Origin of the sequence: Hohaiivirga grylli (assembly GCF_039655745.1) — a bacterium.
In the GTDB taxonomy this organism is placed as follows: Bacteria; Pseudomonadota; Alphaproteobacteria; order Rhizobiales; family Beijerinckiaceae; genus Hohaiivirga; species Hohaiivirga grylli.
Window position 1 is genome coordinate 462,048 of sequence record NZ_JBBYXI010000002.1, and the last position, 16,332, is coordinate 478,379.

At 48.3% G+C, this 16,332-nt stretch carries 16 protein-coding genes and 2 tRNA genes; 13 read left to right on the plus strand and 5 right to left on the minus strand.

Features of this window, described 5'->3' with window-relative positions; genetic code table 11:
* Positions 1-12: 12 nt before the first annotated feature.
* Together WJT86_RS06525 and WJT86_RS06530 are read left to right on the plus strand one after the other, a co-directional pair.
* Positions 13-765 carry a glycosyltransferase family 2 protein gene (locus tag WJT86_RS06525; RefSeq protein WP_346336722.1) on the plus strand — a complete coding sequence of 251 codons (753 nt, stop codon included), beginning with the start codon at positions 13-15 and terminating at the stop codon, positions 763-765.
* Positions 766-776: 11 nt separating this feature from the next.
* Entirely contained in the window at positions 777-1,100 is a 324-nt protein-coding gene (locus tag WJT86_RS06530; protein WP_346336723.1) for a lipid-A-disaccharide synthase N-terminal domain-containing protein, read from the plus strand.
* 32 nt (positions 1,101-1,132) lie between these two features.
* On the opposite strand, the gene metC is transcribed toward WJT86_RS06530, so the two are convergent.
* Complete coding sequence (metC, locus tag WJT86_RS06535) at positions 1,133-2,314, minus strand: cystathionine beta-lyase (RefSeq protein WP_346336724.1); 1,182 nt, start codon at positions 2,312-2,314, stop codon at positions 1,133-1,135.
* 137 nt (positions 2,315-2,451) lie between these two features.
* Between metC and WJT86_RS06540 the strand changes: the two genes are divergently transcribed.
* Positions 2,452-3,489, plus strand: a complete 1,038-nt coding sequence (locus tag WJT86_RS06540) for a transporter substrate-binding domain-containing protein (RefSeq protein WP_346336725.1) — start codon at positions 2,452-2,454, stop codon at positions 3,487-3,489.
* 3 nt (positions 3,490-3,492) lie between these two features.
* Here WJT86_RS06540 and sseA read toward each other — a convergent pair whose 3' ends face one another.
* The 3 genes from sseA to WJT86_RS06555 form a co-directional block, all read right to left on the minus strand.
* Positions 3,493-4,347, minus strand: coding sequence for a 3-mercaptopyruvate sulfurtransferase (gene sseA, locus WJT86_RS06545; protein WP_407066916.1), 855 nt, complete (start codon positions 4,345-4,347; stop codon positions 3,493-3,495).
* 72 nt (positions 4,348-4,419) lie between these two features.
* Positions 4,420-5,346: a DMT family transporter gene (locus WJT86_RS06550; protein WP_346336726.1), complete on the minus strand. Its 927-nt coding sequence runs from the start codon at positions 5,344-5,346 to the stop codon at positions 4,420-4,422.
* 220 nt (positions 5,347-5,566) lie between these two features.
* Positions 5,567-5,642, minus strand: a tRNA-Asn gene (locus WJT86_RS06555).
* Between the two features lie 131 nt (positions 5,643-5,773).
* On the opposite strand from WJT86_RS06555, the gene WJT86_RS06560 reads away from it, so the two are divergent.
* From WJT86_RS06560 to WJT86_RS06600, 9 genes are all read left to right on the plus strand, one after another.
* Positions 5,774-5,847 (plus strand) — tRNA-Cys (locus WJT86_RS06560).
* Positions 5,848-5,928: 81 nt separating this feature from the next.
* Positions 5,929-6,330 (plus strand): hypothetical protein, encoded by a 402-nt coding sequence (locus WJT86_RS06565; protein ID WP_346336728.1) that lies wholly within the window; start codon positions 5,929-5,931, stop codon positions 6,328-6,330.
* Positions 6,331-6,494: 164 nt separating this feature from the next.
* Positions 6,495-7,151 (plus strand): protein-L-isoaspartate O-methyltransferase family protein, encoded by a 657-nt coding sequence (locus WJT86_RS06570; protein ID WP_346336729.1) that lies wholly within the window; start codon positions 6,495-6,497, stop codon positions 7,149-7,151.
* Between the two features lie 184 nt (positions 7,152-7,335).
* Positions 7,336-8,733 carry a TolC family outer membrane protein gene (locus WJT86_RS06575; RefSeq protein ID WP_346336731.1) on the plus strand — a complete coding sequence of 466 codons (1,398 nt, stop codon included), beginning with the start codon at positions 7,336-7,338 and terminating at the stop codon, positions 8,731-8,733.
* 184 nt (positions 8,734-8,917) lie between these two features.
* Entirely contained in the window at positions 8,918-9,430 is a 513-nt protein-coding gene (locus WJT86_RS06580; RefSeq protein WP_346336733.1) for a DUF2497 domain-containing protein, read from the plus strand.
* A 126-nt stretch (positions 9,431-9,556) separates the two neighbouring features.
* Positions 9,557-12,256 (plus strand): valine--tRNA ligase, encoded by a 2,700-nt coding sequence (locus tag WJT86_RS06585; protein ID WP_346337060.1) that lies wholly within the window; start codon positions 9,557-9,559, stop codon positions 12,254-12,256.
* A gap of 47 nt (positions 12,257-12,303) precedes the next feature.
* Positions 12,304-12,741 (plus strand): DUF1489 family protein, encoded by a 438-nt coding sequence (locus WJT86_RS06590; RefSeq protein WP_346336734.1) that lies wholly within the window; start codon positions 12,304-12,306, stop codon positions 12,739-12,741.
* 93 nt (positions 12,742-12,834) lie between these two features.
* Entirely contained in the window at positions 12,835-13,203 is a 369-nt protein-coding gene (locus tag WJT86_RS06595) for a hypothetical protein (protein WP_346336735.1), read from the plus strand.
* A 98-nt stretch (positions 13,204-13,301) separates the two neighbouring features.
* Entirely contained in the window at positions 13,302-14,018 is a 717-nt protein-coding gene (locus WJT86_RS06600) for a J domain-containing protein (protein ID WP_346336737.1), read from the plus strand.
* Between the two features lie 84 nt (positions 14,019-14,102).
* Here the strand turns inward: WJT86_RS06600 and WJT86_RS06605 are convergent, their stop codons facing one another.
* Positions 14,103-15,572, minus strand: a complete 1,470-nt coding sequence (locus WJT86_RS06605; RefSeq protein ID WP_346337061.1) for a D-alanyl-D-alanine carboxypeptidase — start codon at positions 15,570-15,572, stop codon at positions 14,103-14,105.
* Between the two features lie 344 nt (positions 15,573-15,916).
* Between WJT86_RS06605 and clpS the strand changes: the two genes are divergently transcribed.
* Positions 15,917-16,276 carry an ATP-dependent Clp protease adapter ClpS gene (gene clpS / locus WJT86_RS06610; protein ID WP_346336739.1) on the plus strand — a complete coding sequence of 120 codons (360 nt, stop codon included), beginning with the start codon at positions 15,917-15,919 and terminating at the stop codon, positions 16,274-16,276.
* The last annotated feature ends 56 nt before the right edge of the window (positions 16,277-16,332 follow it).

A 16,332-nucleotide genomic window follows, 5' to 3' on the forward strand; every position in this document is an offset into this window, starting at 1 on the left:
AAGTTGCCGAGAATGAAAGCTACAAAAAAAGCTCCCAAAGGGACACCACGCGTCAGTGTTGTTGTTCCTGTAAAAAACGAAGAAGGTAATATTCGTACGCTTGTCGATGAAATCGTTCAGGCAGCAACGGATATTGGGCCATTTGAAGTTATCTATGTTGATGATGGCTCAACCGATACAACACCTTCTATTCTAACAGAGCTGAGTGAAAGCTATCCTTGGTTTCACTGGGTTAAACATAAAGAGAGTTGCGGGCAAAGTGCAGCTGTCCGGACAGGTGTGAGGCATGCAACAGCTCCTGTTGTAGTTACAATGGATGGGGACGGGCAGAATAACCCGGCTTATATCCCTGAAATGCTCTCTGTTCTTGAAGCTGGTGGAGATGCGATGGCCCTTGTTGCCGGGCAGCGTACCGGTCGTAAAGATGGTAAGTTCAAGAGCTTCCAGTCAAAAATTGCCAATCGTGTGCGTGGTGCCATCTTGAGAGATGGAACGCGTGACACAGGTTGTGGTCTGAAGATGTTCAAGCGCGATGTCTACCTCGCTTTGCCATATTTCGATGCTTTGCACCGTTTCATGCCTGCTCTCGTGAAGAGAGAAGGTTTTGGTATTGGTTATGTCGATGTTGTTGATAGAACGCGTTATACGGGTGTTTCCAATTACGGTCTATTTGACAGGCTCTGGGTTAGCATAATGGATCTGGCTGGTGTCTGGTGGCTTATTCGCCGCCGTCGTCGTGTGCCACAGGTCCAGAAAATGGATTGATGGTGTAATTTATGATCGCCAGTATTTTCAGTGATCTTGGTGGCTATCTGCATGCCGTGTTTATCGAGAATCTCGATATCGCAGTTATGATCGGCCTCATCGGTCAGGCTCTGTTTACCGCACGTTTTCTGGTGCAGTGGCTTGCCAGTGAGCGGGCAGGGAAAAGCGTTATCCCGATATCCTTCTGGTTCCTGTCTATTGGCGGTGGGCTGCTGCTTCTGGCTTATGCGCTGTACAAGAAAGACCCGGTCTTTATTCTCGGGCAATCATTAGGGACGTTTATCTACCTGCGAAACCTGATGTTCGTATTCAGGGAAAAGAAACAGAACAGCTAAATAAAAAAGCCCCGGAAATCCGGGGCTTTGTTTTATCTGCTGTGTTGCGCAAACCGCTTAAGACCAGCATCCAGATCACTCTTCAGATCATCAAGGCTTTCAAGACCCACCTGTATACGAAGCATTGGGCCTTCTGCCTGCCATGTCGTTGCCGTGCGATAGCTGCTGCAATCAAACGGAATGACCAGACTTTCAAAGCCACCCCATGAATAGCCCATGCCAAAGAGTTCGAGATTGTCGAGCATGGCAGCGACCCCTGATATAGGGCCGGGTTGTAGCTCTATGGCAAAGAGACCGGAAGATCCTTTAAAGTCTCTTTTCCAGATTGCATGACCGGGGTCGGATTCAAGGCCGGGATGAATAACACGGGCAACTTCAGGGCGCTTTTCAAGCCAGCGTGCCAGCTCCAATGCGCGTGCTCCTTGCTCTTTCAGGCGCAAAGGCATTGTTCTTAGCCCGCGCAGACCAAGGAAGACATCTTCCGGGCCGGCACAAAGAGCCATGGAATCCCATGTGTCGTGTAGGTCTTTCCAGCTACGTTCATTGGCTGAGACCATTCCCAGAAGGAGGTCAGATGCGCCGGAGAGGTATTTGGTGCCAGCCTCAATTGCAATATCGACACCATTGTCATGGGGTGGGAAGAACAGAGGGGTTGCCCAGGTGTTGTCCATCAGAACGGTTGCGCCATGGCGGTGAGCAATTTCTGCAATTGCCGGGATATCCTGCACTTCAAAGGTCTGGGAACCCGGAGCTTCCGTAAAGACCGCTGTTGTATTGGGCTTGAAAAGCTTTTCAATATCCTTACCGATCAATGGGTCATAATAGGTTGTTTCTACACCGAAACGCTTCAGGAACCCGTCACAATAATGACGTGTCGGACGATAGACCGAATCGGTAACCAAGAGATGATCACCGGCTTTGAGACAGGACATCAGAGCAACCGCAATAGCTGCAAGCCCGGATGGAACAAGAACAGTTCCTGCGGCATTACTCAGTTCAGTCCATGCAGATGTCAGGGAGTCAATGGTTGGTGTGCCATGTGTTCCATAGGTATATTTGGCTTTGCCATGAACCAGATCATCCATGGTTTTATAGAGTACCGTTGAGCCACGATAAATTGGCGTGTTTACGAAGCCATATTGATTGGAGGGCTCTCTGCCCGCATAGACGAGGCGGGTGCTGATATCAAACCGGGATTTATCTGACTGTGACATAATATAACCTTATAAGCTGCAATGCCGCTTATGATACGCGGCATTAAACTTGCATCGGGGTATAAATCCCGCAATGATATAGGGAATGCAACTTATTCCTGTTTAACAGGGAAAGAAAAGATCAAATGGCAGTTTTCATGCGCAAAATGACACTTGTTCTCATGTCGCTGGCTTTGTTGTCCGCTTGGGGAATACAAGAGGGTATTGCTGCCGAAGCCAAAGCATCAAATGTTCTTTCCCGTATTAAGAGAAATGGCTTCGTATCCTGTGGTGTGACCGGACAGTTACAAGGTTTCATGCAGAAGGGAAGTGATGGGGAATGGCGGGGCTTTGATATTGATTTCTGTCGTGCTGTTGCTGCTGCCATTTTTAATGACAGTACGAAAATCAAAATCAGGGAAATTGAAACGGGAGCTCGTGAGGCGGCATTAGAGAAGCGATTGATTGATATCTTGCTTGCCCGTATTTCTGCTTCCCTCTCCCGAGAAATGAAAGATGGAATGAATGTTGCAGCCATCACTTACTACGATGGGCAGGGCATTCTTGTTTCAAAAAAACTGGAAATTTCTTCTGCCAGCGAATTAGCCGATAAAACCATTTGCGTTCAAAAGGCGACCGTTAAAGCCGAGAATGTGACAGAGTTTTTTAAAAATCGGAAAATCTTCATCAAAACCATTGGTTTCTCATCAGGTAAAGAAACCTTTGAAGGCTATGGACGTGGTGAATGTGATGCCGTTTCTGCTGATATGGCAACATTATACTCATGGCGTGTGATGTCGCCGCATCCAGAGGAATATACCTTTTTACCTGATATTATATCCAAGGAGCCAATAGGGCCCGTTGTTCTTTCCAAGGACCGGGAATGGGGTAGGCTGCTTTACTGGGTTCACATGGCGATGCTTGATGCCGAAGAGCTTAACATCAATCAACGGAATGTTGATGACGAAAAAAACTCACCGGATGCTGCTGTGCAAAGATTACTTGGTGTTGAAGGTCATATTGGTCAGGATTTGGGCCTGACTTCAACATGGGCACACAGCGTGATCAAGCATGTTGGCAATTATGCTGAAGTCTTTGAAAGAAATCTTGGAGCAGACACACCGCTCAAGATTAAACGAGGTCAAAACTCCCTTTGGTCAGAGGGAGGGCTGCAATACGGCCTCCCTCTGCGGTAAGATTTATTTTGTTGCAGGCTCTATCGGGAGCTCGCTTCTGGAGCCCCATTCTGTCCATGAGCCATCATAGAGAGCTCGTGGCTCATGCTGGATTGTCTCCAGGGCCAGAGACACAATCGCTGCTGTAACGCCTGAACCGCAGGATGTGATGATAGGCGAATCCAAATTGATAGCAGCCTGATTGGCAAGTGTTTTGATTTCAGCCGGACTTTTAAGTTTGTTGAGTTTGCCATCCACTGTCAGCGCTGTTGCAGGGAGATTCTTTGAGCCGGGAATATGTCCGGAGCGTAAGCCCGGACGAGGTTCGGCCGCTTCTCCACGGAAGCGCTCTGGACTGCGGGCATCGACAATTTGCGCAATATTCTGGCTTATTGCCTGCTGAACCATATCGACGTCTGCAACACGGGTTTTACGGAAACGTGGCACGAATGTTTTGGGCTGACGCTGCGGGGCCTCGCCTTTCTCAAGGGGAAATCCTGCTTCTTTCCAGGCCGGTAATCCACCTTCAAGAATATAGACTGTGATGGCTCCAAATATTTGAAACATCCAGCGAACCCGTGGAGCGGCGAATAAACCGAGGCCGTCATAAACAACAATGGTGGAAACTTCACTGATTCCCAGCTGCCCCGCATAAGTTGCAAAATCTTCTGGTGATGGGAGCATGTGGGGAAGAGAGGAGCTTTTATCTTTTATGTCATCAATATCGACGCGAACAGCGCCAGGAATATGCCCTTCCAGATATTCTGCATTAGCATCACGTTCCATTGCCGGAAGGTACCAGGAGCCATCAACAACAACGAGTGAGGGATCATTCAGGCGTTGATGGAGCCATTGAGCAGAAACAAATGGGAAAGTCATAATTGCCTCTCAGTCCTTAATAACAGAGGCATCTTATTCATAACACGGTGTGATTGCCAGACAGATTCTTATTCATTTGGATCGCCGTACCAAAAGGCTCTTCATCCAGCTGTGACCACTGACAAGGATAATGCCGAAGAGCACAAGAACGGCGCCAATCAGGAAGTTTGTTTCCGTTTTTTCATTGAGGATGACAATTCCCAACACAACACCAAGCATTGGTGTCATGAATGACAGGACGCCAAGTCGGGATGCGAGGTAGGTTCGCAAGAGCCAGAACCATGCGAGAAAGCTTGCAAAGGAAACAATAATCGACTGATAAAGCAGGCTGGTCCAGACAATAGCCGTCATAGTGACATGATGCTGATCGGTTACGATCGCGCCAGCTAACAGAATGACAAAGCCGCTGATCAGCTGATAAAGCAGGGTTTGAGATGCAGGTATGGTCGCCAAACGCGTGCAGCGCACGACAATTGTTGTTGCTCCCCATGCCGCACCAGCCATAAGCCCAAGAATATCACCCAGAAGAATATTGGGAGCAGAAGCGGTTGCATTTTCTCCCTTGCCAGAGAAGGCAATGACAATACCGGCAAAGGCAATGAGCAGACCAATCCACTGTATTGGAAACAGGCGTTCTTCCGGAATCAGAATATGAAGGCCAATCGCAACAAAGGCAGGCGCCGTATATAAAAGAACAACCATATGTGAGGCATTGGTATAGCGCAGGCCTTCACCAACCAGAAAAAACTCAAGTGCGAAAAGGGCACCTGCAAAAAGACCCGCCAGCCACGGGCTTCCCTTAAAAGAGATTTTCTCTTTCGTAAAAAGCATAAACAGAACGACTAGGATTGCCGAGCAGCCCGAGCGTACTGCAATCTGCAGGGTGGGGGCCATATCTGGTGCTGCTGCTTTAATGAGAATTTGCTGAAGGCTCCATACTGCACAAAGCAGTAACATGAGGCCTGTTGCTTTTCCGTCGAGAGGCTTTCTTTCACCCACGTTGAATACTCTTTATGCTAAATGCCTACGTAATGTGGGAGCCATAATACCGGTGCCAATTAATAGATAGGATGAGGGCATCAATATTTTAGGTTGTCCGCTATTATTTTGAACGATTGTCCAAATACGGTTCTTTGTCCATGTACAAACGAAAAAGCCCCTGATTTTCATCAGGGGCTTTGTGAGTCCAGTTAGGACAATTGCTTATCAGCAAAGAAACTGGCTCCGCGAGTAGGACTCGAACCTACGACCGAGCGGTTAACAGCCGCTTGCTCTACCAACTGAGCTATCGCGGATCGTGTGACAGCGTATATCGGGGCTTCGTGAGATATGCAAGAGGGGGAAAACAAAAAAGTTTGGAAACTGACAGTTGCTCTCTGGATAAAGGCTTGCTATGAGCATGCACCGCACTTGTTGCGCAAGATGAGGCCTCGTGGCGGAGTGGCTACGCAGAGGACTGCAAATCCTTGTACGGGGGTTCGATTCCCTCCGAGGCCTCCAATTTTCCTAAAAATATTTTTAAGTACAACACCGTATCAGTTATACGGTGAATGAGATGTTTTAGTTTTTTAAAGGCCGGATATGGCTTACGACCAGATACTTTTCCTTCACAAGCTTGCAATTTATGGCTGGTTGCCGGCGATGACAGCTATTTTTGTCGTTATGGCTATTAAGGTTCTTAAAAAGCTTGTTGCCAGGAAGTCGATAAAAGAAGCGACAATATATACGCCGGGTATTCGTCATAGGATTGCCTTCCTGACCCTGATTTATATGCTTCCGGCAATTATAATTTATGTGGTTTTGCTGATTCCGGCTTTTTATATCAACCATCAGGCTAAGCAGTACGATTATTGCCTGCAGGTTGTTCGTGTAAATAAACTGAAGACGACGGATAGTCGAATATTACAGCAAAGGTGTTCCTCCTTTGACCTGAATGAGCTTATCCGCAATGCGGAAAATCCAGATTTCTCCACGGATGAATGAGGAAAAAAACGACTAAATGACATCTTTTAGGGTGCTTGCTTTTAGATATTTCGAGAACTATAAGATGTCGAGTTTCTAAGGCTGTAAGCCTTTAAAAGTATCTTTTATGGTGTTGCATTCCATCCAGATGTGAACGGTACTGATACCGTCCGAAAGGCAAACTCATGGTTGATTTCGAGCAAGCCCGCCTCAACATGATTAACAGCCAGATTCGCCCATGCGATGTGAAAGATCCTCTCGTTCTGCAGGCTATCCTTGGTGTCCCGCGTGAGCTTTATGTTGCTCCGGGTAAAGAGGCTTATGCCTATATTGATCAGAACGTACTGTTATCTGACGGTGCTGATAAGCGTTTCATGCTTCAGCCTATGGTTATCAGCCGTATGATTCAGGCTCTTGAAGTTGCCCCTGGGGATAAAGTTCTCGATGTCGCCTGTGGATATGGTTATTCCAGTGCGGTGATGGCGGGAATTGGCGCAGAGGTTGTAGCTCTCGAGGCCGATGAGGCTCTTGCTGAAGGTGCCCGTGAAAAACTCTCTTCGCATAAAAATGTTTCTGTTGTGACAGGAGATCTGGTCACTGGCGGTGCAAAATACGGCCCTTATGATGCCATCCTTGTTAACGGTGCAGTTGCCGAACTTCCTGAAGAACTCTTGAAGCAGCTCAAAGATGGTGGGCGTCTTGTTGCCATCCAGTCTGAAGGTGCCGTCTCTCGTGTTGTTTTACATACGCGCTCAGGTGATGCGTTCGGCAGGCTGGAAATAATTGATGCTTCTGCACCTATTTTGCAGGCTTTCCACAAGGATTCTGCTTTTGTCTTTTGACAAGAGTGGGGTGTAACCTTTTTGCTCCAGTACTCGTTTTTTGTTAATACGGGTCGGGTTTCTGTATTGAGATCGCATCTTGGATGTTTATCATCTTGGGTGGAATCCGATTCTCGTAATTTTGGGTCTAAGGCTTTGCTATCTTCGTTTCGTATGATGAGCATTGATTTACAGGTAGGTTAGCGTGAGAAAACAAGCAGATAAAAAATGGCGTTTACTCCTGGTTGGAGCAGTCAGTGCTGCCGCTTTCCTTGCCGGATATGGAATTTCTGGGGCTGAAACCATTAATGGGGCGCTGGTTAAGGCCTATCAGTCAAATCCAGATCTGAACGCCCAGCGTGCCGGTTTGCGCGCAACGGATGAAAACGTTGCCCGAGCCAAAGCAGGTTATCGCCCAAGCATTAATGCGACAGCATCCGTTGGCCGTTCATTCACAAATTATAAGAGACCTGGTCTCGATTCCTCGACTGATACTTATTTGTCAGGCCGAAGCATTGGTCTTGAGATTGACCAGACAATTTTTGATGGCTTTAAAACCTATAACTCAGTCAAGCAGGCTGAGTCACAGGTTCTGAGCACACGCGAGTCTCTTCGTAATGAAGAGCAGACAACATTGTTCAATGCTGCTCAGGCATATATGAACGTTCTGCGTGATACAGCCATCCTGAACCTCAATCGCAATAACGTTGAAGTTCTGCAGGAACAGCTCCGCCAGACGACAGACCGTTTCAATGTCGGTGAAGTTACACGTACAGACGTCGCGCAGGCAGAGGCCAGTCTGGCTGGTGCCCGTTCGCAGGTCAGTGCTGCTGAAGCAAACCTGTCTTCGAGCCTTGCCACTTACCGTCAGGTTATCGGTGAAGAACCAAGAAAACTGGCACCGGGACGTCCGCTTGATAAGCTTCTTCCAAAGAGATCAGATGCGGCTCTGAATATCGCTCTGCAGGAGCATCCAGCTATTGTTGCTGCTATGCATGCTGTTGATGCTTCCGAGCTTCAGGTTAAAGTTGCAGAAGCAGATTTCCTCCCGACACTTGGTGTTTCGGGAACTGTTCGTGACTACCGTAGCAACACTTATGTTGGTGATAAGGGGCTTAATGCTTCGATCGTTGCTCAGCTGAAGGTTCCGATCTATCAGGGTGGCGCAACATCCGCTTCGACGCGTCAGGCTAAGGAAACTGTTGGTCAGATTCGTCTGCAGGCAGATTCTATCCGCGATCAGGTTCGTGCTGCTGTAATTTCAGCATGGGGCCAGCTTGAAGCTGCCAAGGCACAGATCACCGCGTATCAGGCTCAGGTGAATGCAAACGAAGTTGCTCTGAACGGTGTCCGTGAAGAAGCGCGTGTTGGTCAGCGTACTACGCTTGATGTGCTGAACGCCCAGCAGACACTTCTGAATTCCCGCGTTCTGCTGATCACCGCTCAGCGTGACAGAATTGTTGCTTCATACGCTGTTGTTCAGGCTATGGGCCGTTTGACTGCACGTTATCTGGCCCTTGACGTTGCCCATTATGATCCATCGGTCCACTACGACCAGATCAAGGATTCATGGGGTGGCATCATGACGCCGGATGGCAAATAAAAGTAATTAGCTAAAAGCCCGGAACTGAAAAGTCCGGGTTTTTTGTTTGAAAACTAGGCGTGTACAGTAAGGCCTAAATCATGAAAGCCTGTTGCGTAATCAGGCGTTAATAGAATAATAACTATACGCCTCATTGTTTATGGGGCTATGTTTTGTGATGTCCCATCGGATAGCAGTAGTTTCAATGGCGAATAGCGCAGCAAGTAAAAAAACGGAAGAACAGTCGATGGAGGAGATACTCAACTCCATCCGTAAGATCATTGCTGATGATCAGAAGGCAATGTCGTCAACCGTTGAGCGTATAGAGAAGCCAGTTGTAAAGACAGAGACGGTTGTTCCGGTTGAAACATCAATCGAAGATGATATTCAGGCCCTTCGTGCTGCCCTTAATGCCATTAAGGGTGAGGTTGAGGGAATGCAGAGCGAGGCTGCTGAAGAGTTTATTGATTATACTGCTGATGAGTCTGCAGATAGTCACGTTATCTCTGAAGACGAGGGGCTTGTTTCAGAGCAGGTTGAGCAATCTGTGCGTCAGTCATTCTTCGAGCTTACAGAAACAGTACAGCAGTTTGATGTTGAAGCTGCTGCCCAGGACATGCTTCGGCCAATGCTGAAAGAGTGGCTTGATAATAATCTGTCAGGTCTGGTTGAGCGTCTCGTGCGAGAAGAAATTGAACGGCTATCTGGCCGTAAGTGATAAAATCTCGTTTTTATTGCTCATTTCAGCTTCCATCGCTGACAATCACTTGCTCAGACAGTGATGTTGGCTTATCCGTAAAAATACATTCTTACATCTGCGCTACAGGCGCTAACATTCGGTTTGATTATGGAAAAGACATTTGATCCAGCTGCTGTTGAAGCACGCATTGCCACCCGTTGGGACGAAGCAGAGGCTTTTAAAGCTGGGCGTAAGGATCGCGAGAATGCGCAGCCTTACTCTATTGTTATTCCACCTCCGAATGTGACTGGCTCACTGCATATGGGCCATGCCCTGAATGATACATTACAGGATATCTTATGCCGCTTTGAACGCATGCGCGGTAAGGATGTTCTTTGGCAGCCGGGCACTGACCATGCCGGTATTGCAACCCAGATGGTTGTTGAACGCCAGCTTGCCGCAGATAATATCCATCGTCGTGATCTGGGCCGTGAAGAATTCATCAAGCGCGTCTGGCAGTGGAAAGAAGAATCCGGCGGAACTATTATCAATCAGCTGAAACGCCTTGGCGCATCCTGTGACTGGTCCCGTGAACGCTTTACCATGGACGAGGGACTTTCGCGCGCCGTTCGTAAGGTCTTTGTTGATCTGCATAAACAGGGGCTGATCTATCGCGACAAGCGTCTGGTCAATTGGGATCCTAAATTCCAGACTGCTATTTCTGATCTTGAAGTCGAACAGATCGAGGTTAAAGGCAACCTCTGGCATATCCGCTATGAAATTGAAGGAATGCCGGGCCGTAGCGTCACTGTTGCAACAACCCGTCCGGAAACAATGCTGGGTGATACGGCTGTTGCTGTTCACCCAGATGATGAACGTTATGCGGATATTGTTGGCAAATTTGCGATTGTCCCATTGATTGGCCGTCGTATTCCAATTGTTGCTGACAGTTATTCTGATCCGGAAAAGGGTACAGGTGCGGTTAAGATCACTCCTGCTCATGACTTCAATGACTTTGAGGTTGGAAAGCGTCACAATCTGCCATTGATCAATATTTTCGATGTCTATGCCAATCTGGCACTGAACGATAATGAAGATTTCCTTGCTGGCCTGCAGGGCAGTGATCTCAATGCCATCCTGGCATTAAATGGTCAGGAGCGATTTGCTGCCCGTAAGCAGATTGTTGCCATGCTGGAAGAGCGTGAGATTCTGGTTGAGGTTGAGGCCCATACCCACGTTGTTCCGCACGGTGACCGTTCCGGTGTTGTTATTGAGCCATATCTGACAGACCAATGGTATCTGAATGTGAAGCCTTTGGCAGAACGTGCATTAGCTGCTGTTCGAAATGGCCAGATGAAGTTTATTCCTGAGAACTGGGAAAAAACATATTTCCAGTGGCTCGAAAACATTGAGCCATGGTGCATTTCGCGTCAGCTCTGGTGGGGACACCAGATTCCGGCATGGTATGACGAAGAAGGTAATGTCTTCGTTGAGGCCGATGAAGAAGCAGCCCTTGCTGCTGCGCGTAATCATCATGGTAAGGACGTTGCTCTGGTCCGTGATGAGGATGTTCTTGATACATGGTTCTCATCCGGTCTGTGGCCTTTCTCAACGCTGGGCTGGCCGGATGTAACGCCTGAGCTGAAACGGTTCTATCCTACAACAACGCTAGTAACCGGTTTCGATATTATCTTCTTCTGGGTTGCCCGTATGATGATGATGGGGCTGCATTTCATGGATGAAGTTCCGTTCCATACGGTTTACATCCACGCTCTTGTTCGTGATGAGAAGGGCGCTAAAATGTCGAAGTCGAAAGGCAACGTCATTGACCCGCTGTCCGTCATTGAAAAATATGGTGCTGATGCACTGCGCTTTACACTGTCGGCAATGGCGGCACAGGGCCGTGACATTAAACTGGCAATGTCGCGTGTTGAAGGTTACCGCAACTTTGCAACCAAGCTTTGGAACGCAGCCCGTTTTGCCGAAATGAATGGCTGTAAGCGGACTGAAGGTTTTGACCCGTCAACGGTCAAAGATGTTCTGAATAAATGGGCTATCAGTGAATGTGCCAATGCATGTTCGGATATTACGCAGGCTATTGAAGCTTACCGCTTTAATGATGCAGCGGGTGCTGCTTATAAGTTCGTCTGGAACGTATTCTGCGATTGGTACCTTGAGCTGGCAAAGCCTGTCTTCCAGGGTGAAGATGAAGTTGCAAAAGCTGAAACACGGGCTTCTGTTGCCTTTGTTCTCGATGAAATCTGCAAGCTGCTTCACCCATTTATGCCATTCATCACAGAAGAACTCTGGGCCATTAAAGGTGAAGAAGGGCCTGCTCGTGAAAGTGTGCTGGCGTTGGCTAAATGGCCGCAGCTGAATGCTCTGAAAGATGCTGCTGCCGAGGCTGAGATTGGCTGGGTTGTAGATCTAGTCTCTGAGATTCGGTCAGCCCGTGCTGAAACCAATGTTCCTGCCGGAGCACAGATTCCGCTTGTTCTTGTGAATGCAAGTGATGAGGTCCGTGTAAATGCAGAGAAATGGGGCGATATGATCCGTCGTCTTGCCCGTTTGTCTGATATCGGGTTTGCGGAGGCTGCTCCAAAGAGCTCAGTACAGCTACTTGTTCGTGGGCAGATTGCAGCACTTCCATTGGAAGGTGTTGTTGATATTGCGGCAGAACAGGCACGTCTCGCTAAGGAAATTGCCAAGCTGAATAGCGATATCGCCAAGATTGATGCCAAGCTGAGCAATAAGGACTTTTTGGCCAGAGCCCCTGAAGAGGTCGTTGAAGAGCAGCGCGAGCGCCGTGATGATGCAGCCTCCCGGAAGGTAAAAATGCAGGATGCTCTGTCACGTCTGGGTTAATCGGGACGTGATAGAGGTCTGCATTTGATGTGGATGATGAGGGTTGTATGTCACTTCATTTGATCAAGCTGTGTGTTGGCGTTGAATCCATACAGGATTTACGTGACTACATCGGTGCGAATGAAAGTCTCTATAAAAGTCGTGGAATGATCTACGAGCAAACGCATACGACCCGGATGTTTCCTAAGAAGGTTGATGAGCTGCTGGATGGCGGCTCCATGTACTGGGTTATCAAAGGGCAGCTGTGTTGTCGGCAGAAGCTCTTAAATCTCAAGCAGTTTACTGATTCTGAGGGCATTAATCGGTGCCGAATTTTCCTGGATCATGAGGTTATTGCTGTTGAGCCAAGGCCTTATAGACCATTTCAGGGATGGCGTTATCTTGATCCTAAAGATGCCCCTCGAGATATTGGCGAAGGGGCAAAGGGCATTGAGGAAATGCCAGAATCACTGCGCCGCGAGCTGTCCAGTCTCGGGTTATTATAAGAAAAAGCAATTAGTACAAAATGCCAATATGGCACGCTGGAACTGCTGAATCTCCGTTTGCATTTACATGTATATACAGACGGGGAGGCTTCCATGTTTATTGCTTCTGAAGGTTGGTGCTGCCGCTATGAAGTTCTGGCTCTTCGGGATGGATATCTCGTCCAGATGAGGGATGTCTCCACGGGAGAGCTTGAGGAAGATTACTCAACCCTGTTTCGGACTTTGCCAGTGGCTGTTGCCTATGCCGTCATGTCTGCCGCTTATGAACGTTTCGCTGAAATGGATTCGGAGGATGAAGAATTCTTCGAGCTTGAGGCAGAAATGGAGATGAGTGAGCAGAGCTTCCTTGAGCTCAGCAGCCGTCTCTGTGATGTCGGGATTCACCAGAGAGAAGGTGGGGAGGCCTCAGAAGATGAGGATAATGCGGAAGATAATATTCCGGTTCTATGCACTTACCACTGAAGTCCGATTGACCAGCAATGCTGTTTCCTTGATTAATCGGCGATTATCGCGCACAGGTATGAAATCTTGCATATCTAACCTGTGCTGGTCGGTCTGTTATGGGAAATCTGATATTCGTTGCCGCCATACTTGGTGCTTTATGGTGGGCCTCTAAAAGTGACAATAAAGTTCTGCGATATCTGTCATCCAAATATGGCAGCAGTATCCTTGGTATCTTATTGATTGCTGCTGCCGGTGTTCTTTTTGTTAAAGGGCAATGGTTTGTTGCAATTGTGTGTGTTGCTGCAGGGCTTTACTTCTTTGGCTGGCGGCTTCCCATTTTACAAAGATACCTCGGCCTTTCGGCTTCAGGCGATGTTTCTCGGTTTTCCTCGGAGCTGGTCACCCTTGAGCTTGATAATAAAACGGGCCGACTCGATGGATATATCAAGTCAGGAAGCCATAAGGGTAAAAGGTTGAGCCAACTAACAGAAAGCGTCATTCAGGGGATTCTGAATGACGCTGTTGGTCAGAGGGATATCAATAGCGCAGGGCTGTTAAAGGCGTATCTGGACAGCCGATCGGCCACGGGGCGTAAAAACACTCAGGGAGACAGCAACGCGGGGGCGGGAGGCAACAGCAGCACCCATACGGGCACGATAACGGAAAAGGAAGCCTACGATATCCTGGGGCTTAAGCCGGGGGCGAGTATCGACGAGATCAAAACTGCGTACCGGACGCTTCTGAAGAAGCTGCATCCCGATCATGGAGGGTCGACCTATTTGTCGGCCCGGATCAATGAAGCCAAGGATGTTTTGCTGAACCGTCATCGCTAATACTCCACGCGCGAATTCTGGTAAATTAAATGGCCTGGTCAGTTGATTGCAGAAGATGAACTTATCTTCTGCAACCGTAAGTCATCAGCCACGTGACGCGAAGCAGGCGAAACCATTCTGCTTCAATGTCTTACATGCATTTTGTGCGTCAGCCTGCTCGGTAAAGCCTGAGAAACGGGCACGATAGAGAATAGAACCGGAGGCATTGACCTTTTCAGTGAAAGGTGAAGCCTTTGCGAGGGCTTTACCGGTCTTTGTCTTGGCTTTGCTCAGCAGGTCCTTAGCCTTATCTTCGCTGTCAGATGCACCAAGCTGAATAACCCAGCCAGAAACCTTTACACGTGCTTCGGCCTTGGAGGCTGATCCACCGTTCTGGGCTAACATCTTTGTCAGCTCTGACTGCTGCTCAGGGGCTGGTGCGGCATAAGCATTAGCTGTTGCTGGAACGGCAGACTGGGCACCGGTCTTCCAGCGCATATTTGGCTTTGTTGAAGCCGTTGGAATGTCGGCAGATGTAGAGGCAGAGGCGACAACGGCTCGAACCTGCTTGTTTGCACGTGGTGCCGTGTTTGTTGCAACTATGCGCGGACGTGCTGGTGGAAGCGATGTTGACGCTGTTGTATCAACTGCATCTTCCTGAACGCTTGTCAGGTCAGCACTGGCAACTGTTGTTTTACGACGTGTTGTTGCAGCTTCTGCAACAACCGGTGTCTGACGAGCTCCGGCATAAGCGCGGCTGATACCGTTTGTAACCAGTGAGGCCATGATATTGTCGCGGGATGCAGAAGATTTGCCACCAAGTACAACAGCAACAACGTGCCGATCCGAGGTCTTGGCATTGGTCATCAGATTGAAGCCAGAAGCGCGAGTATAGCCTGTTTTAATACCGTCAACGCCATCAATGCGACCAAGAAGACGATTATGGTTGCCAATGACCTGATTGCCATACTCAAAGCTGCGGGTTTGGAAGTAACCGTAATAGCGTGGGAAACGATCCTGAATGGCACGGGCCAGAACTGTCAGGTCGCGAGCTGTGGTAATCTGACCTGGGTTCGGTAGGCCGGAAGCATTGCGGTATGTTGTACGGGACATGCCGAGTGCACGGGCCTTCTTTGTCATCATGTTTGCAAAGGCTGACTCTGAACCACCAAGGTTCTCAGCAATCACAACTGCAACGTCGTTAGCTGAACGGGTTACCAGTGCCTTGATGGAATCTTCGACACTAATCGTCTGGCCTGCTTTGACGCCGAGCTTGGAAGGGGGCTGTTTTGCTGCATTGGCAGAGACACGCAGGCGTGAGCTGAGGCTTAGGCTGCCACGATCAAGCTGCTCAAACAGCAGATACAATGTCATTACCTTGGTAATGGAGGCCGGATGACGCAATGCATCAGGATTGGTTGCATGGAGGATTTTACCAGTTTTAACATCCACAACCATATCAGCATAAGGAGGATTGTAACCTCCAGCCGATTTCGCTGCAGCTGAGCGGCGTTTGGCATCTGCTGGAGAAACCGCAATGCATAATGCCAGAACACCGCCGATGATTCCCGTCATAATCTGGCGTTTATTTCGTACGCAACCTTGAAACATAATATCGAGCCTTTTAAAGCTTCCCACAACAAGCAATCTGGCAACGAATAAGCTGTTGCCATAAAAGCACATATGTTCACAGTAGATGGTTGAGGTTACGGGTTCGTTAACAGAGGTGGTTAATTTGCTTGTTTCTGATCTGTTAAAGTCATATTTTATAAGGACTGCGTAAATTTTCTCCGAGCAGTAGTGGTAAGAATAAATATTTAAGAACGCAGGAATGCTTTAGGGGCAGGCTCTCACTAAGCGGGTGCAATGCGAGGCCTTAAGGTTATGTCGGGAGTACGTTGGGTGTTATGAGCAGGGGAATGAAACCGGAAGAACTTTCAGGTAGCCATTATCTCTCATCAGGTGATGAGGGAGGTGATGGTCATGACAATACTTCTCTCATGACAAAGATAAGGCCCAAATTGAAAAGACCAAGTCTTTACCGGGTTCTACTATTGAATGATGACTATACCCCGATGGAATTCGTTCAGTATATTCTGGAGCGTTTTTTTAACAAAAGCCCTGAAGATGCAACGCGAATAATGCTTACGGTTCATCACACTGGCGTGGGTGAGTGCGGTATCTATACATATGAGATTGCCGAGACGAAAGTGACGCAGGTGATGGACTTTTCACGTAAGAATAATCACCCCCTACAATGTGTTATGGAGAAGACCTGATGAGAGAGCCTTATCAGGTGGCTTTTCCCGCCCTAGATTATTTTGTGAAAGAGTAA